This is a genomic window from Sulfitobacter brevis, from assembly GCF_900112755.1.
Classification (GTDB): domain Bacteria; phylum Pseudomonadota; class Alphaproteobacteria; order Rhodobacterales; family Rhodobacteraceae; genus Sulfitobacter; species Sulfitobacter brevis.
The window spans coordinates 102,925-128,959 of the sequence record NZ_FOMW01000010.1; the positions used below are offsets into that span (position 1 = coordinate 102,925).

General features: G+C 60.2%; 29 protein-coding genes. 11 read left to right on the forward strand and 18 right to left on the reverse strand.

The features are described 5' to 3' along the window. The first annotated feature begins 20 nt into the window (after positions 1–20). From BM174_RS14385 to BM174_RS14425, 9 genes are all read left to right on the forward strand, one after another. On the forward strand, positions 21–1,559 hold the full coding sequence (locus BM174_RS14385) for a benzoate-CoA ligase family protein (RefSeq protein WP_093924547.1): 1,539 nt from the start codon (positions 21–23) through the stop codon (positions 1,557–1,559). Beyond that, on the forward strand, positions 1,559–2,374 hold the full coding sequence (locus BM174_RS14390) for an alpha/beta fold hydrolase (protein WP_093924548.1): 816 nt from the start codon (positions 1,559–1,561) through the stop codon (positions 2,372–2,374). Before BM174_RS14385 ends, BM174_RS14390 begins: the two co-directional genes overlap by 1 nt. Continuing rightward, positions 2,367–2,831, forward strand: coding sequence for a DUF309 domain-containing protein (locus BM174_RS14395; protein WP_245766382.1), 465 nt, complete (start codon positions 2,367–2,369; stop codon positions 2,829–2,831). The genes BM174_RS14390 and BM174_RS14395 overlap by 8 nt, the downstream gene beginning before the upstream one ends. 114 nt (positions 2,832–2,945) lie before the next feature. Further along, positions 2,946–4,604 (forward strand): 2,3-epoxybenzoyl-CoA dihydrolase, encoded by a 1,659-nt coding sequence (boxC, locus tag BM174_RS14400; protein ID WP_093924549.1) that lies wholly within the window; start codon positions 2,946–2,948, stop codon positions 4,602–4,604. A 78-nt stretch (positions 4,605–4,682) separates the two neighbouring features. Next, complete coding sequence (boxB, locus tag BM174_RS14405) at positions 4,683–6,134, forward strand: benzoyl-CoA 2,3-epoxidase subunit BoxB (protein WP_093924550.1); 1,452 nt, start codon at positions 4,683–4,685, stop codon at positions 6,132–6,134. 104 nt (positions 6,135–6,238) lie between these two features. Beyond that, complete coding sequence (gene boxA, locus BM174_RS14410) at positions 6,239–7,411, forward strand: benzoyl-CoA 2,3-epoxidase subunit BoxA (RefSeq protein ID WP_093924551.1); 1,173 nt, start codon at positions 6,239–6,241, stop codon at positions 7,409–7,411. After that, positions 7,412–7,837: an acyl-CoA thioesterase gene (locus BM174_RS14415; RefSeq protein ID WP_093924552.1), complete on the forward strand. Its 426-nt coding sequence runs from the start codon at positions 7,412–7,414 to the stop codon at positions 7,835–7,837. It abuts the gene before it with no gap. Positions 7,838–7,915: 78 nt separating this feature from the next. Continuing rightward, positions 7,916–8,818, forward strand: coding sequence for a helix-turn-helix transcriptional regulator (locus BM174_RS14420; RefSeq protein WP_093924553.1), 903 nt, complete (start codon positions 7,916–7,918; stop codon positions 8,816–8,818). Next, positions 8,815–9,318 (forward strand): 3-hydroxyacyl-CoA dehydrogenase family protein, encoded by a 504-nt coding sequence (locus tag BM174_RS14425; RefSeq protein WP_093924554.1) that lies wholly within the window; start codon positions 8,815–8,817, stop codon positions 9,316–9,318. Before BM174_RS14420 ends, BM174_RS14425 begins: the two co-directional genes overlap by 4 nt. 70 nt (positions 9,319–9,388) lie before the next feature. On the opposite strand, the gene BM174_RS14430 is transcribed toward BM174_RS14425, so the two are convergent. The 6 genes from BM174_RS14430 to hmgA form a co-directional block, all read right to left on the reverse strand. After that, entirely contained in the window at positions 9,389–11,062 is a 1,674-nt protein-coding gene (locus BM174_RS14430) for an ABC transporter substrate-binding protein (protein WP_093924555.1), read from the reverse strand. A gap of 372 nt (positions 11,063–11,434) precedes the next feature. Next, positions 11,435–11,629: a DUF2783 domain-containing protein gene (locus tag BM174_RS14435; protein ID WP_093924556.1), complete on the reverse strand. Its 195-nt coding sequence runs from the start codon at positions 11,627–11,629 to the stop codon at positions 11,435–11,437. Between the two features lie 3 nt (positions 11,630–11,632). Continuing rightward, complete coding sequence (locus tag BM174_RS14440; RefSeq protein ID WP_093924557.1) at positions 11,633–13,231, reverse strand: FAD-dependent oxidoreductase; 1,599 nt, start codon at positions 13,229–13,231, stop codon at positions 11,633–11,635. A gap of 93 nt (positions 13,232–13,324) precedes the next feature. After that, a complete protein-coding gene (locus tag BM174_RS14445; protein ID WP_093924558.1) occupies positions 13,325–14,275 on the reverse strand; it encodes an MBL fold metallo-hydrolase in 951 nt (316 codons plus the stop codon). Between the two features lie 68 nt (positions 14,276–14,343). After that, on the reverse strand, positions 14,344–15,597 hold the full coding sequence (gene fahA / locus BM174_RS14450; RefSeq protein ID WP_093924559.1) for a fumarylacetoacetase: 1,254 nt from the start codon (positions 15,595–15,597) through the stop codon (positions 14,344–14,346). Between the two features lie 62 nt (positions 15,598–15,659). Continuing rightward, entirely contained in the window at positions 15,660–17,021 is a 1,362-nt protein-coding gene (hmgA, locus tag BM174_RS14455; protein ID WP_093924647.1) for a homogentisate 1,2-dioxygenase, read from the reverse strand. 69 nt (positions 17,022–17,090) lie between these two features. Here hmgA and BM174_RS14460 point away from each other — a divergent pair, with 69 nt between their 5' ends. Next, a complete protein-coding gene (locus BM174_RS14460) occupies positions 17,091–17,540 on the forward strand; it encodes a MarR family winged helix-turn-helix transcriptional regulator (RefSeq protein ID WP_093924560.1) in 450 nt (149 codons plus the stop codon). Between the two features lie 27 nt (positions 17,541–17,567). Next, on the forward strand, positions 17,568–18,446 hold the full coding sequence (locus BM174_RS14465) for a DMT family transporter (RefSeq protein WP_093924561.1): 879 nt from the start codon (positions 17,568–17,570) through the stop codon (positions 18,444–18,446). Here BM174_RS14465 and BM174_RS14470 read toward each other — a convergent pair. From BM174_RS14470 to ffh, 12 genes are all read right to left on the reverse strand, one after another. Further along, positions 18,443–19,252 (reverse strand): division plane positioning ATPase MipZ, encoded by an 810-nt coding sequence (locus tag BM174_RS14470; protein WP_093924562.1) that lies wholly within the window; start codon positions 19,250–19,252, stop codon positions 18,443–18,445. The genes BM174_RS14465 and BM174_RS14470 overlap by 4 nt on opposite strands. Before the next feature lie 262 nt (positions 19,253–19,514). Next, the gene (rpmE, locus tag BM174_RS14475; RefSeq protein ID WP_093924563.1) at positions 19,515–19,736 is read right to left on the reverse strand and encodes a 50S ribosomal protein L31; all 222 of its coding nucleotides are present in this window, start codon (positions 19,734–19,736) and stop codon (positions 19,515–19,517) included. Positions 19,737–19,741: 5 nt separating this feature from the next. Then, positions 19,742–20,134 (reverse strand): 50S ribosomal protein L19, encoded by a 393-nt coding sequence (rplS, locus tag BM174_RS14480; RefSeq protein WP_093924564.1) that lies wholly within the window; start codon positions 20,132–20,134, stop codon positions 19,742–19,744. Between the two features lie 296 nt (positions 20,135–20,430). Next, complete coding sequence (locus tag BM174_RS14485) at positions 20,431–20,592, reverse strand: DUF1328 family protein (protein ID WP_093924565.1); 162 nt, start codon at positions 20,590–20,592, stop codon at positions 20,431–20,433. A 123-nt stretch (positions 20,593–20,715) separates the two neighbouring features. Next, positions 20,716–21,504, reverse strand: coding sequence for a tRNA (guanosine(37)-N1)-methyltransferase TrmD (gene trmD, locus BM174_RS14490; RefSeq protein WP_093924566.1), 789 nt, complete (start codon positions 21,502–21,504; stop codon positions 20,716–20,718). Then, positions 21,501–22,289 (reverse strand): hypothetical protein, encoded by a 789-nt coding sequence (locus BM174_RS14495; protein WP_093924567.1) that lies wholly within the window; start codon positions 22,287–22,289, stop codon positions 21,501–21,503. The genes trmD and BM174_RS14495 overlap by 4 nt, the downstream gene beginning before the upstream one ends. After that, a complete protein-coding gene (rimM, locus tag BM174_RS14500) occupies positions 22,289–22,837 on the reverse strand; it encodes a ribosome maturation factor RimM (protein WP_093924568.1) in 549 nt (182 codons plus the stop codon). The genes BM174_RS14495 and rimM overlap by 1 nt, the downstream gene beginning before the upstream one ends. Beyond that, on the reverse strand, positions 22,834–22,983 hold the full coding sequence (locus BM174_RS21110; RefSeq protein ID WP_177209494.1) for a hypothetical protein: 150 nt from the start codon (positions 22,981–22,983) through the stop codon (positions 22,834–22,836). The genes rimM and BM174_RS21110 overlap by 4 nt, the downstream gene beginning before the upstream one ends. After that, a complete protein-coding gene (gene bluB, locus BM174_RS14505) occupies positions 22,983–23,612 on the reverse strand; it encodes a 5,6-dimethylbenzimidazole synthase (RefSeq protein ID WP_093924569.1) in 630 nt (209 codons plus the stop codon). Before bluB ends, BM174_RS21110 begins: the two co-directional genes overlap by 1 nt. A gap of 18 nt (positions 23,613–23,630) precedes the next feature. Then, positions 23,631–24,035, reverse strand: coding sequence for a 30S ribosomal protein S16 (rpsP, locus tag BM174_RS14510; RefSeq protein ID WP_093924570.1), 405 nt, complete (start codon positions 24,033–24,035; stop codon positions 23,631–23,633). A 43-nt stretch (positions 24,036–24,078) separates the two neighbouring features. Further along, entirely contained in the window at positions 24,079–24,375 is a 297-nt protein-coding gene (locus tag BM174_RS14515; protein WP_093924571.1) for a chorismate mutase, read from the reverse strand. A 37-nt stretch (positions 24,376–24,412) separates the two neighbouring features. Further along, positions 24,413–25,897, reverse strand: a complete 1,485-nt coding sequence (gene ffh, locus BM174_RS14520) for a signal recognition particle protein (protein ID WP_093924572.1) — start codon at positions 25,895–25,897, stop codon at positions 24,413–24,415. Positions 25,898–26,035 lie beyond the last annotated feature (138 nt).

Sequence of the window (26,035 nt, forward strand, 5' to 3'; positions counted from 1 at the left end):
GCACTCTGGAGGGGGGAACAATGCTGTCAGTACATGCTAATGCCGTGACTTGGTTCGTGGACCGTCACTTGGACGAGGGCCGTGGCGACAAGATCGCCTTTACCGAGGCGGAGACGGGTCGCAAGCTCAGCTATGTCGATATGGCAGAAGGTGCAGCGTTGATGGCGGGTGCTTTGGCCCAAGCGGGTGTGCGCCCCGAAGAGCGCGCCGCCCTGCTGGTCCTCGACCAGATCGAATTTCCGCAGATCTTTTGGGGCGCATTGAAGGCCGGGGTGATTCCTGTGCCGCTGAACACCTTGCTGGCGACCGAAGTCTATGATGCCATTCTGCGCGACAGCCGCGCGGCGGTCTTGTTCGTTTCGGCTCCGCTGTGGGATGTGGTGGCGCCCGCGCTTGAGGATAACCCCTATCTGCGCCACGTGGTGGTGATTGGCGACGCGCCCGAAGGCGCAGTGCGGCTTGATGAATTTCTCAAAGACGCGGTGCCGCAGCCGACCCTTCCGGTCAGCAGCGACGAGGTGGCGTTCTGGCTGTATTCCTCTGGGTCCACCGGCCAGCCCAAGGGCGTGGCGCATGTGCATTCCGCATTGCGTGCCACGGCAGATACCTATGGCGCGCAGGTGCTGGGCATAACCGAGGACGATGTCGTGCTGTCAGCGGCCAAGTTCTTCTTTGCCTACGGTCTTGGCAATGCGCTGACCTTTCCGCTTTCGGTCGGGGCGACCACAATCCTGTTTGGCGGGCGGCCCACACCGCAAAGCATGATTGACACGCTGGCCGCACATCAGCCGACCGTATTTTGCGGGGTGCCGACGCTCTATGCCGCGATGGTGGCGCAGATGGACAAAACCGGCGCGCCCAAAGCCCCGCTGCGGCGCTGTATCTCCGCCGGAGAGGCGCTGCCCGAAGATGTGGGCACCCGCTGGGAAAAGCATATTGGTGTCGGTATTCTTGATGGTGTCGGCTCGACCGAGATGCTGCACATCTTTCTCAGCAACACGGCAGACGATATCGTCTATGGCACCTCGGGCCGCGCTGTGCCGGGCTATACGCTGCGGCTGGTTGATGAAAGCGGCGAGGAGGTCGGCGCGGGCGAGGTCGGCGAATTGCTGGTCAACGGCGCCTCGGCGGCCAGTTGCTATTGGAACCAGCGCGACAAAACCCGCAGCACTTTCGAGGGGGTCTGGACCCGCACAGGTGACAAATATGAAATGCGCAGCGACGGGCGGTTGGTCTACTGCGGGCGCACCGATGATATGTTCAAGGTCTCTGGTATCTGGCTATCGCCCTTCGAGGTTGAGGGCGCTCTGGTCAGCCACCCGCAGGTGTTGGAGGCTGCCGTGGTCGCCGCGCAGGACAAAGACGGGCTCGACAAGCCCAAGGCCTATGTGGTGCTGCAATCGGGCGAGGGCGACGATGCGCTAAAGGCCGAATTGAAGGCGCATGTGAAAGAAAAAGTCGGCAAGTGGAAATATCCGCGCTGGATCGAGGTGGTGGAGGAATTGCCGAAAACCGCCACCGGAAAGATCCAGCGCTTCAAATTACGAGAGGATTGTTAATGGCCGATTGGGTAAAGAACGGTCACCTGACCGCAGGTGGTAAATCGTTGGAATATGCGTGTTGGGGGCCAGCTCCGTCGCAGGCGCCGACACTGGTGTTGCTGCACGAGGGCTTAGGCTCGGTCGCGCAGTGGAAGGACGTGCCTGAGCGGCTGGCCGATATGACTGGCTTTGGTGTCGTCGCTTATTCGCGTGCAGGCTATGGCGCGTCCGACCCTGTCGATCTGCCCCGCCCGCTGAGCTATCAGACCGATGAGGCGACAGGGACTCTCGGTGAGGTGCTGGATGCTCTTGGCATCGACCACGCGGTGCTGATGGGCCATTCAGATGGTGCGACCATTGCTGCGATTTATGCTGGATCAGTGTCTGATATGCGGGTGCGCGGGTTGATCCTGATCGCGCCACATTTCTTTACCGAACCTGCCGGACTGGCGGCCATCGCCGAAGCGGGGCGCAGCTATGCCAGCGGCGACCTAAAAGACCGCTTGGGTAAGTACCACAGCAATGTTGATGTGGCGTTTAACGGCTGGCACGACGTCTGGACCGATCCCGCCTATAAGGCGTGGAACGTCGCGGATGTGATCGATCACTGGCGCATCCCCGTGCTGGCGATCCAGGGTACTGACGATCCCTATGGCTCGCTGGCGCAGATCGAGGAGATTGACAGCCGCATCTATGCGCCGCTTGAGACTCTGATTGTTGAGGGTTGCGGCCATGCCCCGCATCATGAAAAGCCCGAGCAGACCTGCAACGCAATTGTCGAGTTCTGCGCCCGCCTGCACCGCCTTGAGGTCGAAGCTGTCAGTCTTGCCTGATCCCGACCCTGATCTCGGCGGCGGCATCCCGATGCCGCCGCATGCCTATGTGCCCGGTGTGAACGCGCGCCATCCCGAAGGGTGGTTTGATAGCATCAAGGCCAGCGTCACGCCTGAAATGCCCGTCAGCGCCCTTGCGACAACGCAGGCGTGGCGGGCAGGGTGGCTTTATTTTGATGCAGGCTTTTATTGGGAGTGCCATGAAGTGCTGGAGGCGGTCTGGATGCAAACCCCCGATGCCTCGGCCGAGCGCGACATGGTGCAGGCAGTGATCCAGCTTGCCAATGCGCGGCTTAAAATCCGCATGCAGCGCCCGCGTGCCGCTTGGCGGCTTTGCGCGATGGTGGAGGCGCATCTGGCCCGCTGCCCCCGTGAGGGCGCGATTCTGGGGGTGCCGGTGGCACGGGTGAGCGGGCTGTTATACCGAACCGTCAAGCAGCTACAAAATGCGAAATAATAACTATAGTGCCTAAAAAGCCGGAAAAATGGCAGTAATACCGGCTTTATCGGCGTAATAAAGTGTATTATAGTACACCAAATGCCCGTTGCGTTCATTGGGAGGAGCCATTGCATGACAAAAGCCATTGATTTTCAGACCGACCCGTCAAAGTACCGCCACTGGAAGGTGAGCTATGATGGTCCGGTTGCGAACCTCTATATGGACGTCGATGAAAAAGGCGGTCTGTTTGAGGGCTATGAGCTGAAGCTGAACAGCTATGACCTTGGCGTTGATATCGAGCTGGCCGATGTGGTGCAGCGGATGCGTTTTGAGCATCCCGAGGTTAAGGTTGTGGTCATGCAATCAGCCAAGGAGAAAGTGTTCTGCGCCGGTGCGAACATCCGTATGCTCGGTGGGGCTGCCCATGCGCATAAGGTCAACTTTTGCAAATTCACTAACGAGACGCGCAATACCTATGAGGCAGCACTTGCCGACAGCGGGCAAAACTATATCTGCGCGATCAAAGGTGCTTGCGCTGGTGGTGGGTATGAGCTGGCGCTGGCCTGCAACTACCTGATGCTGACCGACGATAGCACCTCCTCCGTCGCGCTGCCCGAGGTGCCGTTGCTGGCGGTTCTGCCCGGCACAGGCGGCCTGACCCGTGTGACCGACAAGCGCAAAGTGCGCCGCGATCTGGCCGATGTGTTCTGCTCGATCGAAGAGGGTGTGAAAGGCAAGCGCGCGCTGGATTGGCAGTTGGTCGACGAAGTGGTGCCGAACTCCAAGTTTGACGATGTCGTGGTGGAACGGGCCCGCGAAATGGCCGCGAAAACCGACAAGGCTGATGTGGCCAAAGGCATTGAACTCACCCCGATCAGCCGCACCTTCTCGGACGATGGCGTGACCTATACCTGCGTCGAGGTTACCTTGCACCGCGAAGGCCGCCGCGCGACGGTCACGATCAAAGGTCCGGACGCCGATGCGCTGGGCGACATGGAGGCCTTCACCGCCGAGGGTGCCAACAACTGGATCCTGCGTTGTGCGCGTGAGCTGGACGACGCCATCCTGCACCTGCGCAACAACGAAAAAGAACTTGGCCTGATCGAATTCCAGACCCAAGGCGACCCTGAAAAGCTGATCGCCCATGAGGCGCTGCTGCTGGGCAACAAAGATCACTGGCTGGCCAACGAGGTGCTGCAATACTGGAAGCGTCTGCTCAAGCGGATCGACATGACCTCACGCTCGCTGGTCGCAATTGTCGAGCATGGCTCGTGCTATGCAGGCCCGCTGGCAGAGCTGCTCTGGTCCGCCGACCGCAGCTATATGATGCTGGAAGAATTCGACGGCGACAACCGCCACATGGCGACGGTCACCCTGTCTCAGGGCAACTTTGGCACCTACCCGATGGGCAATGACCTGACCCGTCTGGAGACCCGTTTTCTCGGCGCCCCCGAGCAGGTTGAAAAGCTGAAAGGCTCGATCGGCGACGCGTTGGAGGCTGATGCGGCTGACGAGCTTGGGTTGGTCACCTACATTTACGACGACATCGACTGGGAAGACGAAGTGCGTCTGTTCATGGAAGAGCGCGCCAGCTTTAGCCCTGATGCGATGACGGGGATGGAAGCGAACCTGCGCTTTGCTGGCCCCGAAACGATGGAAACCCGTATTTTCGGACGCCTGACCGCGTGGCAGAACTGGATTTTCCAGCGCCCCAATGCGGTGGGCGAAGAGGGCGCGCTGCAACGCTACGGCAGCGGAGTGCGCGGCAAATACAACATGGAGCGTGTGTAAAGCACGGCAATGGGCCACACCCTCCGGCGCGCAATGCGGCGGAAGGGACAGCGCCCGCGGTTATTGGGAGATTACCAAATGCTCGATCTGATCAACGTAAGCTACGACACTCAAATCCCGAATAATGTCGGGCTGTCCGAGGACAAGAAGGTGCTGAAAGCGCTGGAAAAATGGCACCCCGGCTACATCAACTGGTGGAACGACCTGATCCCGCAGAATTTTCAGGAATCGATGGTTTATCTGCGCACCGCCGTGTCGGTTGACCCCAAAGGTTGGGCCAAATTCGACTATGTGAAGATGCCCGAATACCGGTGGGGTGTTTTGCTGGCCCCCGCTGTCGAAGATCGCAAAATCCCGATGGGCGAGCACCTTGGTGAACCTGCGTGGCAGGAAGTGCCAGGCGAATACCGCAACATGCTCAAGCGTCTGATCGTCATTCAGGGTGACACCGAGCCGGGATCGGTCGAACAACAGCGGTTTTTGGGCCTCACAGCGCCCTCGCTTTACGACATGCGCAACCTGTTTCAGGTCAACGTTGAAGAGGGCCGCCACCTTTGGGCGATGGTCTATCTGCTGCAAAAATACTTTGGCCGCGACGGCCGCGAAGAGGCCGATGATCTGTTGGTCCGGTCCTCGGGGTCCGATGACAGCCCGCGGATGTTGGGTGCGTTCAACGAGGAGACGCCGGATTGGCTGTCGTTCTTCATGTTCACCTACTTCACCGACCGTGACGGCAAGATGCAGCTTGAAAGCCTTGCGCAGTCCGGTTTCGACCCGCTGTCACGCACATGTCGCTTTATGCTGACCGAAGAAGCGCACCACATGTTTGTGGGCGAAACCGGTGTGGGTCGCACCATTCAGGCGACCCTTGAGGCGATGGCAAAGCATGGCATCACCGACCCCTATGACATCAATAAGATCCGCGATCTTGGCGTCATCGACCTGCCGACGATGCAGAAAAAGCTGAACCTGCATTATACGCTGTCGCTTGATCTGTTTGGTCAGGAAGTCTCCACCAACGCCGCCAACGCCTTCAACTCGGGCGTCAAAGGCCGCTATATGGAGCAGCGGATCGACGACGATCACAAGCTGCAAAACGATACCTATGCCGTCACCTCGATCAAGGACGGCAAAATTGTTACCGAAGATGTGCCTGCCCTGACCGCAATCAATATGCGTCTGCGTGATGATTATGTTCGTGATGCTGCGGGTGGTGTAGGCCGCTGGAACAAGCAAATCGAAAAGGCTGGCGTGAACTTCCAGTTCAAGATGCCGCACGAAGGCTTCCACCGTCAGATCGGCGTGTTCAGCGCTGTGGCGGTAGACCCCGACGGGCAGATCATCTCGGCTGAGGAGTTCCAGAAGCGTCAGGATGAATGGCTGCCGACCAAGGCGGATGGCGACTATATCCAGTCGCTGATGAAGCCCTGCTACGAGCCCGGCAAATACGCCAGCTGGATCGCCGCGCCCAAGGTCGGCATCGACAACAAGCCGGGCGATTTCGAGTATGTGAAGCTGCATATGGCCTAAAGCTTTGTGCAAGGCGGCGGGGTTGTTCTCTGCCGCCGTGCGCGCAACACTCAAGGCGGGGCCGACGGTCCGCCTTTTGATTTTGCTGCCGGGGGAGGCCGCTGATGAACGTGCCCATCAAACAACACCTGATTGATCCGGAAATCTGCATCCGTTGCTATACCTGCGAGATGAGCTGTCCGATCAATGCCATCGAGCATGACGATAACAATGTCGTGGTCAACGTGGATATCTGCAACTTCTGCATGGATTGCATCCCCGTCTGCCCAACCGGTTCGATCGACGAGTGGCGCGTGGTCGAAACCCCCTATACCCTCGAAGAGCAATACGCGATGGAAGAGCTGCCCGAGCAGCAGGACATCGAAGCCGCTCCTGAAGAAGAGGCCGGCGCTGACCCGATTGCCGCCCTTCTGGCCGAGGCCCACAAAGGTGCGGGCGGCAAAGCCCGTGCGCCCGTGTCTGCCGCCAAGGCTGCGGTGAATATGTACAATCTTGGCCGCCCCGCCGCGATGAAGGTGCAGGGCAACTACCGCCTGACCGACGACCCCGAACATGACGTGAGGCACATCATTCTTGATCCCGGTGCGCTGCCGTTTCCGGTGCTCGAAGGGCAATCTGTGGGTATTATTCCGCCCGGCACTGATGGCGAGGGCAATGCCCATCTGCCCCGGCTCTACTCTATCTCCAGCCCCCGCGACGGCGAGCGGGCGGGCTACCACAACATCTCGCTCACCGTGAAGCGCGAGGAGGGCGGGCTGGCCTCGAACTACCTGTGCGATCTGGAGCAGGGCGCGAGTGTCAATGTCACCGGCCCGTTCGGCGCAACCTTCCTGATGCCGTCGCGGTCAGAGGCGCATCTGCTGTTGATCTGTACCGGCACCGGCTCTGCCCCGATGCGGGCGTTTACGATGCAGCGCCAGCGTACCGGCGCGACCGGCGGCATGACCATGTTCTTTGGCGCCCGCACGCCTGAAAGCCTGCCGTATTTTGGCCCGCTCAAGAAGGTGCCACAAAATTTGCTGAAGCAACACCTCGTTTTTAGCCGCCAACCCGGTACGCAGAAAGAATATGTGCAGGACCGTATTCTGGCCGAACAGGACAGCGTCGCGGAATTGCTGGGCAACGAGAACACCCATATCTACATCTGCGGGCTGCGCGGCATGGAAGAGGGCGTCGAGCGTGCAATGACCTCGATCGCCGAAAGCATGGGCGAACAATGGATTGCCCTGCGTGATACGATGCGCGAAGAAGGCCGGTATCATGTGGAAACCTATTAAATGACCGACGCACCTTTCGTCCATGAAGTGAACGTGACTTGGGGCGATTGCGACCCTGCGCGCATCGCCTACACCGCCCGTTTGCCCTATTTCGCGCTGGATGCGATCAACGCGTGGTGGGAGCATCATTTTGACGGCGATGGCTGGTTCCAGCTCGAGATCGACCGTAACATTGGCACGCCCTTTGTGAGCCTTGCCATGGAGTTTCGCAGCCCCGTGACCCCGCGCCACAAACTGCTGTGCGAAACCTATCCGACGCGGCTGGGTGACAAGTCGATCAGCTTCGGCATGAAGGCGACGCAGAATGGTGTGCTGTGCTTCGAGGGGGCGTTCACTTGCGTCTTCACCATCGCCGATCAGTTCAAAAGCCAGTCGGCTCCGGCCGAACTACGCAGCGTCATTGAGCCGTTGATCCGCGAGAAATAGTGCATTTTCTTGCCTAAAGGCGTTGATGGCGGGGCATCTTCGGCTAGACTTGCATTATTGTTCCGCAAGTGAGTGTGTATGGCCGCCGAGACATTGCCCCCCGAAGCCTTGAATGCCGATGACGCCGCCACCCGATTGATCGCGCGGCTCGCTGCCCGTGTGGCCGAGGCCCGCAAGGCTCAAGGTCTGCCACGGCGGGTGCTGTCCGAAAAGTCCGGCGTGTCGCCGCGCTATCTGGCGCAGTTGGAGGCGGGCGAGGGCAATATCTCGGTCATGCTGTTGCAGCGGGTCGCCGCCGCTCTTGATCTTAAGGTCGAGGCGCTTTTGGCCGAAGATACTCCGATGGATCATGATGCGCAGCGGGTGGCCGAGCTGTATCGGCAGGCCCCGACCCCATTGCAGCAAAAGGTCCGCGGACTTCTGGCACCGCAAAATCCCGAATTGCTGCGGGCAGGGCGGATTTGTCTGGTCGGGCTGCGCGGGGCGGGTAAATCGACGCTGGGCAAGTTGGCGGGCGAGGCACTGAACATCCCCTTTGTCGAGCTGAACCAAATTATCGAGGAAGCTGCCGATATGCCGCTGGCGGAGGTAATGGCGTTCTACGGGCAGGACGGCTATCGCAAGATGGAGGCCGAAGCGTTGGAGACCGTCAGCGCACGCCATGATCGGGTCATTTTGGCGGTGGGCGGCGGCATCGTCGCCGAGCCTGCGACCTATGCGCAAGTGCTGGAGCAGTTTCACACGGTCTGGATTCGCACCAGCCCGCCCGAGCATATGCAGCGTGTCCGCGCCCAAGGCGATGTGCGCCCGATGCAGGGCAATCCGGCAGCAATGGCGCAGCTCAAGGAACTGCTACGGATGCGCACGCCGCTTTATAATCAGGCCGAGGCGCAGGTGAACACCGCCAATCGCGCTGTGCGGTCCTCACTGAACGATCTGCTCACGGTTGTCGCCAAACTCCGTTTCCTCGACCCCGCATGAGCGATCCGGCGCAATTGGCGGCGGTGCAGGATGCTTTCTGGCTAGCTGGCGAACACTTGATGCTACACCACACCAACCCGTGGGAGCTGGACGAGGCGTTAACCGCTTGGGGCTATGGTGTCGGACCGTGTGAAGCGCAGGATCTCATCGGTCTGGATAAGGTACTGGCGCGGCAACGAGAGCGTCCCGTGCCGGTCCTGCCGCGCATGGTCGCCGAAGGGCGCATGGGCAAAATTGGCGGCGTCGGGTTCTACCGCTATCCCGGAGGCGGCGGTGCGGTGATCGACCCGCTGATCGAAGACCTGATCCGTGAGGAGGCATGGTTTGCCAAGATCACACGGGCGGAGCGCGGAGATGAAGCGCTGGTGGCGGCGATGAACGCTGCTTTGGCGCAGGCCCGTGCGCAAGCAGTGGCAAGTGGCCTGTCGGAGCGGGAGGCGGATGCGTTGTTGGTCAAGGCCGTACATTTCCCCGCAGGTCGTTCATTGACCCCCGCGTAGAAAACCAGCACGCCCCATGAAAAAGGGCCGCGACATGCGCGGCCCTCTCTCATTTTAACTCGTCAGAAGCTTAGGCAGACCACGCCAGACGTGCGGGATGAATCTCGTAGGAGATATGGTGCGCGCCGCCGTTCAATCCGTCTTTGGTGTGGTTATAAAGCGACTGCCAATAGGCCTGAATGGTCACGCCTTCTTCCTTGATCAATTCGGCCATCGGGGCGGCCAGCGCTTTGCGCTTCTCAAGGTTCGGCTCTGCCAGTGCGTTGGTCAGCATCTCGTCAAACTGGGCGTTGGACCAGCCGAACTCGTTCCACGCTTCGCCTGAACGATAGGCCAGCGCCCAAATTTGGACGCCCAAGGGGCGGTGGTTCCAGTTGGTCGAGGAGAACGGGTATTTCGTCCAGTCGTTCCAGAAGGTCGAACCCGGCAGGATCGTCCGCTTCACCTTGATGCCCGCATCGCGCAACTGGGCCGCAACTGCATCGGTGGTGTTTTTGCGGTAGTCATCGTCGATCGAGATCAGCTCATGCTCGAAATCAGCCATGCCGGCTTCGTCCATCAGCGCCTTGGCGCCTGCGGGGTCGAATTTGGCAGCAGAGGTTTCGACATACTCAGGGTGCATCGGGCCAAGATGGTCGTTATTGGCGACGATACCGTTGCTGTTATAGCCCAGCTCCAACACGATAGCATTGTCCACGGCCATTGAAAGGGCCTGACGGACGCGCTTGTCTTCATAAGGCTTCTTGCCGTCGACTTCGGCCAACTGGTTGGGGCGGATGATCACGGTGGCACCGGTCGCGATGGTGTTTTCGTTCCAGCCGTCCAGGGTGTTGAAGATGTCGATATATTCGCCGACGATGTCATAGGTCATGTCGATTTCATCAGCTTCGGCAGCCGCGACAAAGGCCGACGGGTCGGTGCCGTAGTCGACATATTCCAGACGGTCGATATAGGGCCCGCCATACACCTCTGTGCCCCACCATGTGTGATCGGCGTTCTTAACCAGCACGGCCTTTACGCCAACTTCATGGGATTCGGTCAGGTAGGGGCCGGTGCCGACAGCGTTCTGAATATCATCGACATTGAAGCTGCTGTGGGTGATCGCCGCCGGATAATCGGCAAGGCCAGGGATCAGCGAGATATCGGGGTGCGGCAGCTTGAGCAGGACGGTGTGATCGTCCGTCGCCGTGATAGCACCTTCGATGGCTTTCTCGGTGGTCTCGTCGATCAGCACGGCAAAGCGGCCAGCCATGGAATTGCCTTCGACCTTCTTGTCACACCAGCCTTCGATGTTGCGTACAACGTCGGCAGCGGTGAAGTCGTCGCCATTGTTCCACTTGACGCCCTTGCGGACATTCAGCGTGTATTCGGTGGCGTCGTCGTTAATCTCCCAGCTTTCCAGAAGTGCGGGCGTGAATGTCCCGTCATTTTCATAGATCGCGAGATATTCCAGATAGCCACGGGTAAAGTTCGCGATTTGCGACCAGTCATAGGTGCGGGGGTCTTTCAGCGCACGGACTTCCATCAAGCAGCGCACGGTGCCGCCTTCTTTCATGCTGGCGTGGGAGGCTGCCTGTGCCGGTGCTGCCATGCCGATCATCGAATAGGCCGTCGCGGCGGTGGCGCCAAAAGCACTGGCCAGCGCAAGGAACTCGCGGCGGTTGACCGGATCTTGCTTGGCGGCCTCGGCCGAGTCCAGGATGGACTGTGGCAGGGGCTTACCGGTACGTGTCAGAAAATCCATGTTCTTCCTCTCTGTTGACGCGGACAGCGTGGGCCGCCGCGCGGGGACGCCATTATTTGGGCGTCAGGTGATACAGTTAGCCTGTTTTTGTTGCAGCTTCCCTCACGGGGCGCATGCAAGAGTGTCAGTCACGGGGGCGGGGGGCGTCAAGCCCATGGTGCAAAGTTGTCCACATGGCCTAAACGCATCGCTGAACTGGACTGATACCAGCGGAAACAGGGGATTTGCGGTTCTTATACAATAAGTTGCACGTGAAACATCGGCGCTATTTTCTGATAGTCCGCGCCGTCGCGACCGGTTTGAGCGGTGCGCGGCGGGGTGGGGCAGCCAGAAGCGACGAATCTTTAGTTTCGGTGCGGAGCGGCGTGCGGCCTAGCCGGTAGCGTCTTTTCGGGCCGCTTTTAGCAGGATTGCAAGCCGCGCCAGATCGCCGATCTCATTGGCCATGATCAGCACCAGACGGGCATTGAGCGCGTGGCTCTGGCTCTCGCTCAGCCCGTCGTGGGTGGCAATGAGTGCGGCATAGAAATCATCACCCGTCGCGCCGAGGTTGTCTTTCAGGTCCATGTCTCAGTTTCCCTTAGCCGTCTGCAAAGCTGCGCTGATCGCGGCGCGGTCAGGCGCGGTGAAGGCGGCGCAAATATGGCCGTCTGGTCGCAGCAGATAGATGTGGTCACTGCCATAGCGGGCCTTGGCGTGGCCGTCGCGGTCGATAAAGCAGGTGTAGGCGCGGTCATGGCTGTCGATGCCGACGCACCGCACCCCGTCGATGTCCGGCAACTCGGTGCCGCCGAACCCTATCAAAGTGAAATCGCCTTGTGCTTGGCCAATCAGCCAAGTGTCACCCTGCGGACCTGTCAAAGGCGCATCTTGCGCAGCACTTCCTGGGCGCAGCGGGGCGTCGCCAGCGGTTTGGAGAGACGTCTCTGCGAGGGAGCAGGGTTGCGACAAACGGCCAGAGTTGATGAGGCGGCGAGCAAAGCCGTGATCGCGGGCCAGATGCAGCACCTCGTTGCGAAACAGCGCCTCGATCGCGGTTTTCGGCGTCATGAAATTGGTGGCACGGGAGGAATTGAGGATGTTTTCGCGCGACCCGTGCTGGCGCTCTTCGTCGTAGGTTTCGATCAGGCGGGCGGGGGCGTCGCCTTTCAGCACAGCGGCAAGCTTCCAGCCGAGGTTGTCGACATCCTGAATGCCGCCGTTGCCGCCGCGCGCGCCAAACGGGCTGACCACATGGCCGCTGTCGCCAACAAAGAGGACGCGGTTGTGCACAAAGCTTTCCAGCTTAGCACAGCGGAACTTATAGACGCTCATCCAGTCAATCCGGAACGGCGCGTCGCCAACGATGGCACGCAGGCGCGGCAGCACCTTCTCTTCGGTCGCCTCCGATTTGGGATCGGTCTCCGGTCCTAGTTGCAGGTCGATCCGGTAGATATTGTCGGGTTGTTTGTGCAACAGCGCCGACTGGCCGGAGTGGAAGGGCGGCGCGAACCAGAACCAGCGTTCGGGGGTGTCGGTGCCGAAGGGCGAGGTCTCCATCTCGACGTCAACGATCAGGAAATGCTCCTCGAAGGTTTGGCCTTCGAAGGGCAGGGCCATGCGCTTGCGCGTCGGACTCGCGGCACCGTCACAGGCGATGTACCAGTCTGCTTGGAGGGTATAGTTACCGTCGGGCGTTTCCACGGTCAGGCTGACATGGTCGCCGTGATCGGCATGCCCCGTCACCTTGTTGAGAAAGCGCAGGTCGATCAGATCAGGGAGGTCTAGGGCCCGCTCAACAAGATACTGCTCGACGTAGTATTGCTGTAGATTGATGAAGGCGGGGTATTTGTGACCGGGTTCGGGCAACAGATCGAAGTTATACACTTCGTCCTTGCCAAAGAAATTGCGCCCGACTTTCCAAGTAACGCCCTTTTCCAGCATCCGCTCACCGATACCGAGACGGTCGAAAATCTCTAGCGTGCGTTTGGCCCAGCAGATCGCGCGTGAGCCGACCGAGACGACGTTGTTGTCGTCTAGCACCACCGAACGCACACCTTGCAGTGCCAGATCAACCGCCATTGCCAGACCGATCGGGCCCGCGCCGACGATCACCACCGGATGCCGCGGCTCGGGCGCTGTCAGGCCAGCGGGGGCGGTATAGGGGAAGGGGGTGTAATCATAGGCCATGGGCTGCTCCGGCGGGGGTCAGATCGGCAGAATGGTGGATAGGTAGGGGGTTACGGTGCGGCGTATTAGATCAGCCGCACCGTCGGTTTTGCTTTACGACTGCAGCGCTTCCCACATTGCGATGTCGCGCTCGGCGGTCCAGATGCGCGGGGTGTCGATGCCGCGGGCTTCGTCATAGGCGCGGGCGACGTTGAAGGGCAGGCAGTGCTCGTAGATTGCGTAGTCGGCGAACTTGGGGTCGCAGGCAGCACGCACGGCGTCCCATGCTTCTTTCAGCGATCCGCCACGGGCCGCGACGCGCGCCGCGGGCGCATAGGTGCTATCGACGAAATCACGGGTGCTTTCGATGGCGCGGGCCACGGCATCCTTGCCGATCAGCGCACCACCACGGCCGGGTGCGATGGCATCGACATCAAAGAAGGCGATATTGTCGAGCGTATCGCCCCAATCGTTGAAATGCCCGTCACCGCAATAGCAGGCGGAGTGGTCTTCGACGATGTCGCCGGTGAACATGACGTTTTCATCCGGCACATGAATCACGATATCCCCTGCGGTATGGGCGCGGCCCAGTTGCATCAGATCAACGCGGCGGTTGCCGAGGTAAACGGTCATGCTGTCGCTGAAGGTGGTGGTGGGCCAAGTCAGGCCGGGGATGCTTTCATGTCCTTCGAACAGGCGCGGGAATCGCTGGAATTCACTATCCCAGTCTTCTTGTCCGCGCTCCACAACCATGGCGCGGGCGGTGTCGGACATGATGATCTGGTCGGCACCGTAGGCCGAGGCACCCAGCACGCGCACGGCGTGATAATGGGTCAGCACGACATGGCTGATCGGTTTGTCGGTAACGGAGCGGACGCGTTCGATGACCTTATTGGCCAAGCGCGGGGTAGCCTGTGCCTCGATGATCATCACGCTTTCGTCGCCGATGATGATGCCGGAGTTCGGATCGCCCTCGGCGGTGAAAGCGTAGAGGTCACGACCGACCTCGTCGAAGGTGATCTTTTTCTCGGTCATGTCGCCTTGTGATGCGAATTTCTTGGCCATGCAGTTTCCTTAGAAGTGGTGGCGCCTTTGGGGGGGCGCCGGATTTGAGTTTATTTGCCAAATGAAGATCAGGGGAAGCGCTTGGCGGGCAAGATGCGGCCTTCGCAGGCACCAAAGCCAATGCGGAAACCTTCGCCTTGCGCGTGGCCCGTGAGGATCATGTTGTCGCCGTCCTCGATGAAGCTGCGGGTGCTGCCGTCTGCGAGGGTGATCGGCTCTTTGCCGCCCCAGCTGAGTTCGAGCAGACTGCCGCGTTCGGATTTTCCGGGGCCGGAGATAGTGCCGGAGCCGAGCAGATCGCCTGCGTTCATTGCGCAGCCGGAGGAGGCGTGGTGGGTGAGTTGTTGGGCGGCGGAGTAATACATCTGGTTGTAATTGGTGCGGGCGAGAACTTCTTGTTTGCCGCCTTCGGGTTCGATGATTACCGACAGGTCGATGTTGTAGAGCATCGGGCCCGGCTCCTGTAGGTAAGGCAGCAGTTCCTTTTCACGCTCAGGCGTGGAGGTGCGGAACGGCTCAAGTGCGGCGCGGGTCACGATCCACGGGCTGATCGACGTGGCGAAAGCCTTGGCTTGGAACGGGCCGAGGGGCTGGTATTCCCACGCCTGAATGTCGCGGGCCGACCAGTCGTTGAGAAGTACATAGCCAAAGATCATCTCGTCGGCTTCTGCCACGGAGACGGTTTGGCCCATATCGGTCGAGGTGCCGACGATCGCGCCCATCTCAAGCTCGATATCGAGCCGCTTGCAGGGGCCAAAGCTGGGCGTGTCAGCATCGGGGGCTTTGAGCTGGCCATTGGGACGGTGGATGTCGGTGCCCGAGACCACAACCGTGGAGGCGCGGCCGTTATAGCCGATGGGGATGTGCAGCCAGTTTGGTGGCAGCGCGTTTTCAGCGCCACGGAACATGGTGCCAACGTTGGTGGCGTGATGCTTACCTGCGTAAAAGTCGGTGTATTCGGAGACAACCATCGGCATGTGCAGCAGCACATCAGCCATTGGCACCAGATGTGGCGCGACGCTGGCCTGTTCTGGGGCATCGGCGCTGAGCAATTCGATCAGCCGGGCGCGCAGGGCTTCCCAAGCGTCGACGCCAAGCTCCATCACGTCGTTCCAATAGGGCACGTCAAACACAGGCTCTTCGGAAAGTTCGATCAGCCCTGCTTCTTCTAGAGCCGCCATATCGAGGATCTGGTCGCCAATCGCCACGCCGCAGCGCGGCTCCAGCGCGTTGGTGGAGAACACGCCGTAAGGCAGGTTGTTAAGCGGGAAATCGGTGTCGGCGGAATTGGCGCTTTCCACCCAAGAGGTCATCAAAGTCATCAGCTATCCTTTTTTGCCGCAAGATATCTCACCGGACGTAGGCCCGATGCTGGCGGCGTCATTCATTTTTTGCCGGGGGTGCCGTCGAACTTCTTTTCGAGGCTCTGCCAGCAATCGATGTAATCGTCCTGCAGCGGCGCTTCCTTGGCGGCGAATTCGGTCAGGTGCTGCGGGAAACGCGTCTCAAACATGAAGGACATGGTGTTGTCCAGTTTTTGCGCGGTGAGCTCGGCGTTGGAGGCCCCCTCAAACGCGTTCTTATCTGGCCCGTGCGGCAGCATCATATTGTGCAGGGACATGCCACCGGGGATAAAGCCCTTTGGCTTGGCGTCATACTGGCCGTAGATATTGCCCATCAGCTCGGACATGACGTTCTTGTGGTACCACGGCGGGCGAAAGGTGTTTTCGGCCACCATCCAGCGTTCGCGGAACAGCACAAAATCGATGTTCGCGGTGCCCTCAACGCCCGAAGGCGCGGTCAGCACAGTGAAGATCGACGGGTCGGGATGATCGAAAAGCACCGCGCCGACAGGGCAATAGGTAGTCAGGTCGTATTTCACCGGACAGTAGTTGCCGTGCCACGCCACCACATCCAGCGGCGAGTGGCCGATGCGGGTCTCATGAAACTGACCGCACCATTTGATCGTGACGGTGGAGGGGGTTTCGCGGTCTTCAAAGGCGGCGACGGGGGTTTTGAAGTCCCGGCGGTTGGCCATGCAATTTGCACCGATGGGACCGCGCGCGGGGAGTTCGAATTTCTGCCCGTAGTTTTCGCAGACAAAGCCCCGCGCCGGCCCCTCAAGCACTTCGACACGGTAGACCAGACCACGCGGGATGATGGCGATTTCCTGCGGGGCGAGGTTTATCACGCCCAGTTCGGTACAAAACCGCAGCCGGCCTTCTTGCGGCACGATCAGCATTTCGCTGTCGGCGGAGTAGAAATAGCTGTCCACCATGCTGTCGGTGACAAGGTAGATATGGCTCGCCATGCCGATTTGGGTGTTCACATCGCCTGCTGTGGTCATGGTGCGCATGCCGGTGAGCCATGTCATCTTCTGCTCGGAATGCGGTATCGGATCCCAGCGGTACTGGCCGAGGCTGGTCACATCCTGCGGGATATGCGGCGCGGTTTTCCAATAGGGCAGGGTGATCTTTTCATAGCGGTGCGAATGTTTCACCGACGGGCGAATGCGGTAGCACCATGTCCGCTCGTTCTGGTGGCTGGGTGCGGTAAAGGCGGTGCCGGATAGCTGTTCACCGTAAAGGCCGTAGTTGCACTTTTGCGGAGAGTTCATGCCCTGCGGCAGCGCACCGTCCAGTGCTTCGGTTTCAAAGTCATTGCCGAAACCGGGCATATAGCCGTGGTGTGTGCCCATCGGCGTCGCTGCCGTGGTCATGTCGTTTGGCGTGGTCTGGCGGTTCATGACAGTGCCCCCTTGATAAATCTGTTGCATCTGTAATAGTTGATTTTGTAACTAACAAGCGGTCCGGTGATGAAAGACGATAAATTCGAGCTTGCTCTGTTTCTGCCGTATCTGCTGGCGCAGGCCGCCGAAAACAGCAGTCTCGCGTTTCAGCAGGTCTATAAAGACCGCTATGGTATGCTGCGCACCGATTGGCGTGTGCTGTTCCATCTGGGGCTGTACGGGCGGCTGACTGCGAGCGAGATCGGAGTGCGGGCCAAGACCCACAAGACCAAAATCAGCCGCGCGGTGCAGCGCCTGACCGAGCGGCGTTTCGTGGAGCGGGCCCGCGATGAACAAGATCGCCGGGTCGAGCATTTGACGCTGACGCCGCAGGGGCTGGCCGCCTACGCCGATCTGCGCGAGGTGGCGCGGCGCTATGAAGCGGCGCTGACCGACGGGCTGACAGAGCAAGAAGCCGCAGGGCTGCGCTCGGCTCTGACAAAGCTCGCCAAGGCAGAACCGCAGCGCTTTACTTAGCGTCAAAAGCACGTCACCGATGGCGACATGACCGATCAAGCCAAGGGCCTTCTCATCACATTTTTCGGGGTGCTGTTCGTGGTGCCCGATGCGCTTTTCGTCCGGTTGATCGACGCGGCACCGCTGACGATCGCTTTCTGGCGGATCACATTGGTCGGCGCGGTCATCGGGCTGGGCGTTCTGGCGACGGGCGGCGTGGCACCGTTTCGCGCCGTGGCGCAGGCGGGGCGTTACGGCGTTGTTTATGTGCTGGGGGTCGGAGCCAGCGGCGTGCTGTTTGTGATTGCGGTTAGCCTGACCTCGGTTGCCAATGTAGTGTTCATCATCGCCTCGCTGCCGGTATTCGCCAGCATCTACAGCCGAATTTTTCTGTCGGAGCCGTTTTCTGCGCGGACATTGCTCACCATGGCGGCGGTTTTGCCGGGGCTCGCGGTGATCGCTTATGGGTCTGGCGAAACCCAAGGCGCGACATTGGCGGGGGACTTGCTGGCGTTGGGGGTGTCAGCGGCCTTTGCTGCCGCACTCACGGCAGCGCGGCGGGTGCGCGGCATCTCAATGGTACCGGGGGTGGCGGTTGGCTATTTGCTGGCGGGGCTCGTGATCTTACCATGGGCGGCACCCTTGAGCATGCCGCTGTCGCAAATGCCGCTGGTGGCGCTGCACGTCGGGTTTATCGTTGGCAGTTCGGTGCTGTTGGCCTTGGGGCCGCGCTATATCACCTCGGCAGAGGTCGGGCTGCTGGTGTTGCTGGAATCAGCCCTCGCGCCGCTGTTGGCGTGGATGGTGGTCGGCGAAGACCCCGGCCCCTATGCCCTCTTCGGCGGCGCGATTGTGATCGGATCGCTATTGGTATCGAACCTTTGGGTATTGGTCCGGCGGTCGCGCCGCCGAACCGCCGCGCCTTAAAAGTTCGCCGTCACGCCCGGCAAGTTCAACGATTTAATCAGGTCGCGCAGTTCCTGACGGGCCGCGACATTCGAGATATTGAGTTGCTTGACGCCGATGTCTTTGAGATCAAGCAGCGTCAGCCCGCGCGGGAAGAGTTCGCGGAAAATGACCCGCTCGTTAAAACCCGGTGCGATGCGAAAACCAATACGCTTGCTGAGGTTATGGATCGCGCGTTCCATCTTTTCTTTGTTGACCATGCGCTGGGCACCCATGCGGTTGCGCACCACCACCCAGTCAATCGGCGACAGACCCGCTTGCGCACGCAATTGCCGCGCGTTCCAGACCATCTCGGAATAGACCGACGGGCCGGTGATTTTGTCACCGCTTGCGTCGGTATGGGCGAGCAGGTCGAAATCAATAAAGCTGTCATTCAGCGGTGTGATCAGCGTATCGGCCAGCGAATGCGCAACTTGGCTCAGGCGGGTATGCGAACCCGGGCAGTCGATCAGGATGAAATCGCTGTCAGGCTCGAGCGAAGCCACAGCGGCGCTGAGCCGGTGGTCATATATATTCTCGCCTGCGCGCAGCGTGCCGGCTTCGACCTCGGGCAATTCGCAAAGCTCGGGGCTGGCAAGCTCCAGCCCTGCCTTGGCCAGAAACGATCTGCGGTTTTCGACATAGCGGCCAAACGTCCGTTGGCGCAGATCAAGGTCAAGCCCGCTGACCTTGTGGCCCATGCGTGCCAATGCGGTCGCCACGTGCATCGACACAGTCGATTTGCCCGCGCCGCCTTTCTCGTTTCCCACAACGATGATGTGCGCCATGAATGCTGTCCCTTCGTTCCCTGCCGTTGTGCAGGATATTGTTGCAGACACTATATTTGGGGTTGCCGCGTTTGGGAAGCCACTGTGGATGACGCGCGGGGCGATGCGGGAATTTTGTCGCGGTCGCAGGGGGCGGTGCGGGTGCGCGGGGCATTCAATCCTGCGATGTGGCTGCGTCACGGCAACCAAGCCAAGCTATTTGCGGGACAAAAAAGGCGCCGCCCGAGGGCAGCGCCTTTGATCGTTTCCACGGGTAAGGGCTTTAGAAGCCGAGACCTGCGTACTTGTTCTTGAACTTCGACACGCGGCCGCCGGTGTCCATCAAACGGCTGGTGCCGCCGGTCCACGCGGGGTGTACGGAAGGGTCGATGTCGAGCGACAGCTGGTCGCCCTCTTTGCCCCATGTCGATTTCATTTCCAGGATCGTGCCGTCGGTCATTTTGACGTTGATCATGTGGTATTCTGGATGTGTATCGGTTTTCATCGATCTTATCCTTCTGCGTTCGCGCCCGACTTGGGCTTTTTGTAATGGGCGTTTTCGACGATACGTGCGGATTTACCACGGCGCGCGCGCAGATAGTAAAGCTTGGCGCGACGGACGCGGCCACGACGGATAACTTCAATGGTGTCGATGTTGGTCGAGTGCAGTGGGAAAACCCGCTCGACGCCTTCGCCGAAGCTGATCTTACGCACGGTGAACGAACCGGCAATGCCGTGGCCGTTGTTGCGTGCGATGCAAACGCCTTCGTAGTTCTGGACGCGGGTGCGGGTACCTTCGGTGACTTTAAAGCCTACGCGGATGGTATCGCCAGCGCGAAAGTCGGGAATGGTTTTTCCCAGTTCGGCGATTTGTTCCGCCTCAATCTCTGCGATCAGGTTCATCTGACCTATCTCCTTTGATGCTCGTGGTGTTCCACGAAGTTATTGCGCGATCCAAGAGCTTCGGGGTCTATCGGGTCAGCCGCAGCGGCCCGCCGGAGGTAGCATCGTCATTGCTTTGTAGTGTGTCATGCAAAAGCATAACGGCTTGAGACCGCGCAAGGCGATTCCAAGTTGCTGCCGTATAGGCGCGAAGCGCGTGGGGAGCAAGAGGTTTGAAGTGGCCGTGCATTTGAAGACCCCGCGCCGCCTGCAATATAAGGGCGGCGCGGGGGGCATAGGTGGTTAGGTTCGCGCCATCAGGTAATGGCAATGATGCCGAGCACGACCAGCAAGAACAGCACCAGCACGACGCCGACAAGAACTTTGGCCCCCGTGAGGGCAACACCAGAGATAGCGCCAAACCCCAAAAGCGAGGCGACAGCGGCAACAATAAGCAGGATCAGAATGAGTTTGAGCATGGAGGTTCTCCTGAGACCATTTCTTTCAAACGCAAGGATCAGGCTTTCGGTTCCGATTGGCGGCGTTTGCGGGGGGTTCCGCCCCCTGACCCTCGAGAGTTTAATCTGCCACGTGAATGGAGATCAGTCTTCGGCGCGGTGTTTGGACCACAGATCAGGGCGGCGTGTCCGGGTGAGATCTTCGGATTGCGCGCGGCGCCATTTGGCGATTTCGGCGTGGTTGCCTGACATAAGGACCGGCGGGATTTCGCGGTCCTCCCAGTTGGCTGGACGGGTGTACTGCGGATGCTCGAGCAGGCCGTTGGCGTGGCTCTCCTCCACGGCGCTCTCGGCATTGCCAAGCACGCCGGGCAACAGGCGCACAGTGGCGTCGAGCATGGCGAGGGCCGCGATTTCACCACCGGTCATGACAAAATCGCCAAGGCTGACTTCGGTGATGCCGAAATGTTCGATTACCCGCTCGTCGACGCCCTCAAAACGACCACAGAGCAGGGTGACACCGGCTGAATGGGACAGGTCTTGCGCCATGGCATGATCAAAGCGGCGGCCACGCGGCGACATATACAGGATCGGCCAGCGTCCGTGGGCATGTGTTTGGGCGGCAGCCAAGGCAGGACCGACCACATCGGCACGCAGCACCATGCCTGCGCCGCCGCCCGCAGGGGTGTCATCGACGTTGCGGTGTTTGCCGATGCCATATTCACGCAGGTCGTGAGTGTGGAGTTGCCAACGGCCTTCCTGCAGCGCCTTGCCCGTCAGGCTGGCGCCCAAGGCACCGGGAAAGAGGTCGGGAAACAGGGTGACGACCCGTGCTTGCCAGATGTCGGCGTAGTCAGGCGTGTTCTGCATCAACTCGCGGGGTTTGAGCGTTTCGCGGATTGACTGGCGGCCATGGGAGCGGGGCGGCTTCATAGCGCCCGCGCCCGTTCGAGTATCGCTTTTTTTGCGGCGTTTCGGGCCTCGGCCCCGTCGTGGGTTCGGTTCACGTGCAACATCTCTTGTAATACATCAACGCCCAGCCGCGGGTTGGCGGCAAGCACGGAGGTCAGACCACTGCGCAGAGACAGGGGTAAATCGCACAGGTCCAGCAGCGGGTCGGCGGGGCCAAGCGGCAGATCGCGGCAGTCTTCGAGTGCGGCGGATTGCACGCGGCAGGGCACGCGGCTGGCGATATCGCTTACCATATCCTCTAGCGCGGCGGCCTTGTGATAGCGGGCGCGGAAATCATCAAAGCCCAACGTCATGCCGGAGGCTTTGACATGCTCCCAATAGGCCGAAGCCAGCCATGCATCCGCGCTGCGGGTCGAGAGGTAGATCACAATCTCGGCGGCGGGGAAGCGGCTGCTCATAATCTCCCACATCGCATAGAGCAGAACGGGTGCGGCGCTGTAATCATCAAGATCACCGCGCCCGGGAAGATGGCCCGCGAGCTCTTCGGCAGAGATGACCAGCGTGCGGCGCGGCATGCCCGGCAGGTCCTCCATTAGGGTCTCGAACCGGTCCTGTACCTTGATCAGGGTCAGCGGGTCGCGCCAAGTGGAATAGCCCCGCGTGGCATGGATCAGCTCGGGCATATGCCAACGCAGACGCAGTGCGACATGCTGCTTTAGCGCAACACGGTTTTCGCGCAGGGTCTGCTGCACCGACGTCGTGCCGGTTTTATGAAAGCCTGCGTGCAGGACAATCCGGCGCGGCATTAGTCCCCGTCCGCTTCACCGGTGACTGGCACGGGGTCCTTGTCGGGGAGGATCCCGGCGGGCGGGTCGGCGATGATACGGCCCGAGGCCAGATCGACCGTGGGCACGGCGGCCTTGGTAAAGGGCAGGAATGTGGTGTTGGTCACGCCTGCCAGTTGCATCTCCAACAGATCATCAGCGCCGTGGTTCTGCACAGTTTTGACGCGGCCCAGCAGCACGCCGCCGGTGTCATAGACCTCAAGCCCGATCAGATCGGCATGATAGAATTCATCGTCCGGCAGGGAGGGCAACTGGTCCCGCTCGGCATAAAGCTGGGTGCCGCGCAGGGCGTCGGCATCTTCTTTGGTGGCAATCTCGGCAATGCGCGCGGCAAACCCGTGTTTTACCTGATGCAGCAGCGCCAGCGAATACTGGGTACTACGGTCCTCGGACCAAAGCGGGGTATAGGTTTCGATGTCTTCAGGCACCGCGCAAAAGCTTTTTACGCGCACTTCGCCGCGTACGCCGTAAGAGCCCGCGATGGCCCCGACACAGATGAGATCGGTCATTGTAGCAACTCCGAGTTTACGCAGATCGTGCCGGTCCACTGGCCTTCGCCAGACTTACATTCGGCACGCATTTGTTTGCGATCATATGTGATGCCGAAGCTGAACCCGATAGCGAAAATGAACAAAAGGAAAATCAGGCGAAACATCAGCGGCTCTCTATTTTGAGGCTCGGGGCGCGGACCTCCCAGCCTTTGGTTTCGAGTTCGGGCGTGGTTGTATTTTCAGAGGGCCAGCCGAGGCAGAGATAGGCTACCAGCGTCCAACCATGAGGTGCCTCAAGATCACGCGCCAGACGGTCGGGGTCAAGCACCGAGACCCAGCCGATGCCCAGACCATGTGCACGGGCGGTGAGCCAAAGGCAGGTGATGGCGCTCACCACCGAATAGCGGCGCATCTCGGGCATAGTCGCCGCACCAAGTCCGTGGCCTTTGGCGGTTGTCTCGTCGCAGAATATCGCCAGTTGTTCGGGCGCGTCCTGCATGCCGGACAGTTTCAGCGCGGCGTAAAGCTTTGCCTTATCGCCGTCATAACCTGCCAGCGCCGTCTCGTTTGCTGCGCGGAAATTCTCTAACGCGGCCTGACGGGCGGCATCAGAACGCACGCGCAGAATGCGCCACGGCTCAGACAGTCCTACGGAAGGGGCAAGATTGAAGGTGTCGAGGCACTGCGCCAGCAGCGCCTCCGGCACCGGATCGCTGCGAAAGTGGCGCACATCGCGCCGCCAGCGCAGCAAATCGTGAAGCCCGGCACGGAAGTCTTCTGAAAAGCTGTCCATGCCGGGCCCCGCGTTGAATTACTCTGCGGCAGCTTCGTCAGCAGCAGGAGCTTCTTCGGCTGGCGCGTTCGCAGCTTCTTCGGCGGCAGTTGCCTTGTCGGCTTTCTGCTGGGCGCGCTCTTGGGCTTTTTTGCCCGGTGTGCCGCGCTTGGGGTTGCTGCGCTCGGTCTTGGGCAGGGCGCCAGCGGCTTCGAGCATACGGGCAACACGGTCTGTTGGCTGTGCGCCTTTGGCGATCCATGCTTGGATTTTCTCGATGTCCATAATCACGCGGTCTTCGCTGTCCTTGGCGAGCAGCGGGTTGTATGTGCCCAGCTTCTCGATGAAGCGGCCATCGCGTGGCATGCGGCTGTCAGCAGCCACGATACGGTAGAAGGGGCGCTTTTTGGAACCGCCGCGGGCGAGACGAATTTTCATGGCCATGATGTAGTTTCCTTTGAGTTAGTACGAGAGCGGCTTGGCCGTCTCAGGATTGTTGCAGTTTATGGTGCTGAATGACTTCAGCGATGATGAAGTTCAGGAACTTCTTGGCGAATTCGGGATCGAGGTCAGCCTCTTTCGCCAAATCTTCGAGCCGCTCGATCTGGGCCGCTTCGCGGTTCGGATCGGAGGGGGGAAGGTCGTGTTCAGCCTTGAGTTTCCCCACGGCCTGAGTGTGTTTGAAGCGCTCGCCCAGCGTATAGACAAGGATCGCATCGAGACGGTCGATACTGGCGCGGTGTTCTTTCAGAACCTCGGCGGCGCGGGTCACGGGATCGGTCATGATGCCTCCTTGGGGTAGCAATTAGCACTAAGCGTCATCATTTTTTCTTGCCGAATCCCGACAGGCTGGAGGGCAGGCCCATGCCGCCACCCAAACCGGGCAGTTTGCCACCCATCTGCTTTGCGGCGGCTTCCAGCGCTTGCGGGTCCATCTGGCTGGGGTCCATGCCGCCCTTGCCCATCATCCCCTTCATGGCTTGCTTGAGCATGCCACCTTTGCCCATCTTGCCCATTTTCTTCATCATGTCGGACATCTGGCGGTGCATTTTCATAAGTTTGTTGAGGTCGGAGACCTCCATGCCGGCGCCGCGTGCGATGCGCTTTTTGCGGCTGGCTTGCAGCAGCGCAGGATTGGCGCGTTCTTTCTTGGTCATCGACTGGATCAGCGCGATCTGCTGCTTGAGGATGTTATCGTCAAAACCGGCGTCTTCGACCTGTTTGGCCATCTTGCCCATGCCGGGCATCATGCCCATCATGCCTTGCATGCCGCCCATCTTGATCATCTGTTCAAGCTGCATCTTGAGGTCGTTCATATTGAACTGACCCTTCGCCATGCGCTTCATCATCCGCTCGGCTTGCTCAGCCTCGATGGTTTCCTGCGCGCGTTCGACCAGTGCGACGATGTCGCCCATGCCGAGGATACGGCCCGCGATCCGCTCCGGCTCGAAAGTTTCCAGCGCGTCCATTTTTTCGCCGAGGCCGACGAACTTGATCGGCTTGCCGGTGACCGCACGCATCGACAGCGCCGCACCGCCGCGCCCGTCGCCATCCATCCGCGTCAGCACGACGCCGGTGATGCCGATACGGGCGTCGAAATTCTCGGCCGTGTGCACCGCATCCTGACCTGTCAGGCCATCGACGACCAACAGCGTCTCGCGCGGGTTGGCGACATCGCGCACCGCTTTGACTTGGCTCATCAACTCTTCGTCGATGGACAGGCGGCCCGCTGTATCAAGCATATAGACATCATAGCCGCCAAGGCCCGCTTGGGTCTTGGCGCGTTTGGCGATCTGTACCGGCGTCTCGCCTTTGACGATCGGCAGGGTATCAACGCCGATCTGCACGCCGAGTATCGCAAGCTGTTCCATCGCAGCGGGGCGGTTGACGTCAAGCGAGGCCATCAGCACGCGCTTGCCTTCACGCTCTTTCAAACGCTTCGCCAGCTTAGCGGTGGTGGTGGTTTTACCGCCACCCTGCAAACCGACCATCAGGATCGGGGCAGGCGGGTTGTCGATCTTCAGCGCTCCGGGTTCGCCCTCGCCGCGCAGCGTATCAATCAGCGCATCATGGACGATCTTGACGACCTGCTGGCCGGGAGTAACCGATTTGGTAACCGACTGGCCGGTGGCCTTGTCCTGCACCGCTTTGACGAAATCGCGGGCGACGGGCAGCGAGACGTCAGCCTCAAGCAGGGCCACGCGAACCTCGCGCAGCGCGGTTTTCACATCCTCGTCCGACAGGGAACCCTGTTTGGTGAGGCGGTCGAAGACGCCGGAAAGGCGTTCGCTGAGGTTCTCGAACATGGGCGGATGCCCCTTCTGATCGGTTGCGGACAGACCCTATTTAGGGGCGCCCGCCGGAATGCACAAATGCCCATGGTCCAGCCATGCGCGCAGGGTCAAAACCAAACGGTTTTGCCCCCACGGGCGTAACACGCTGGT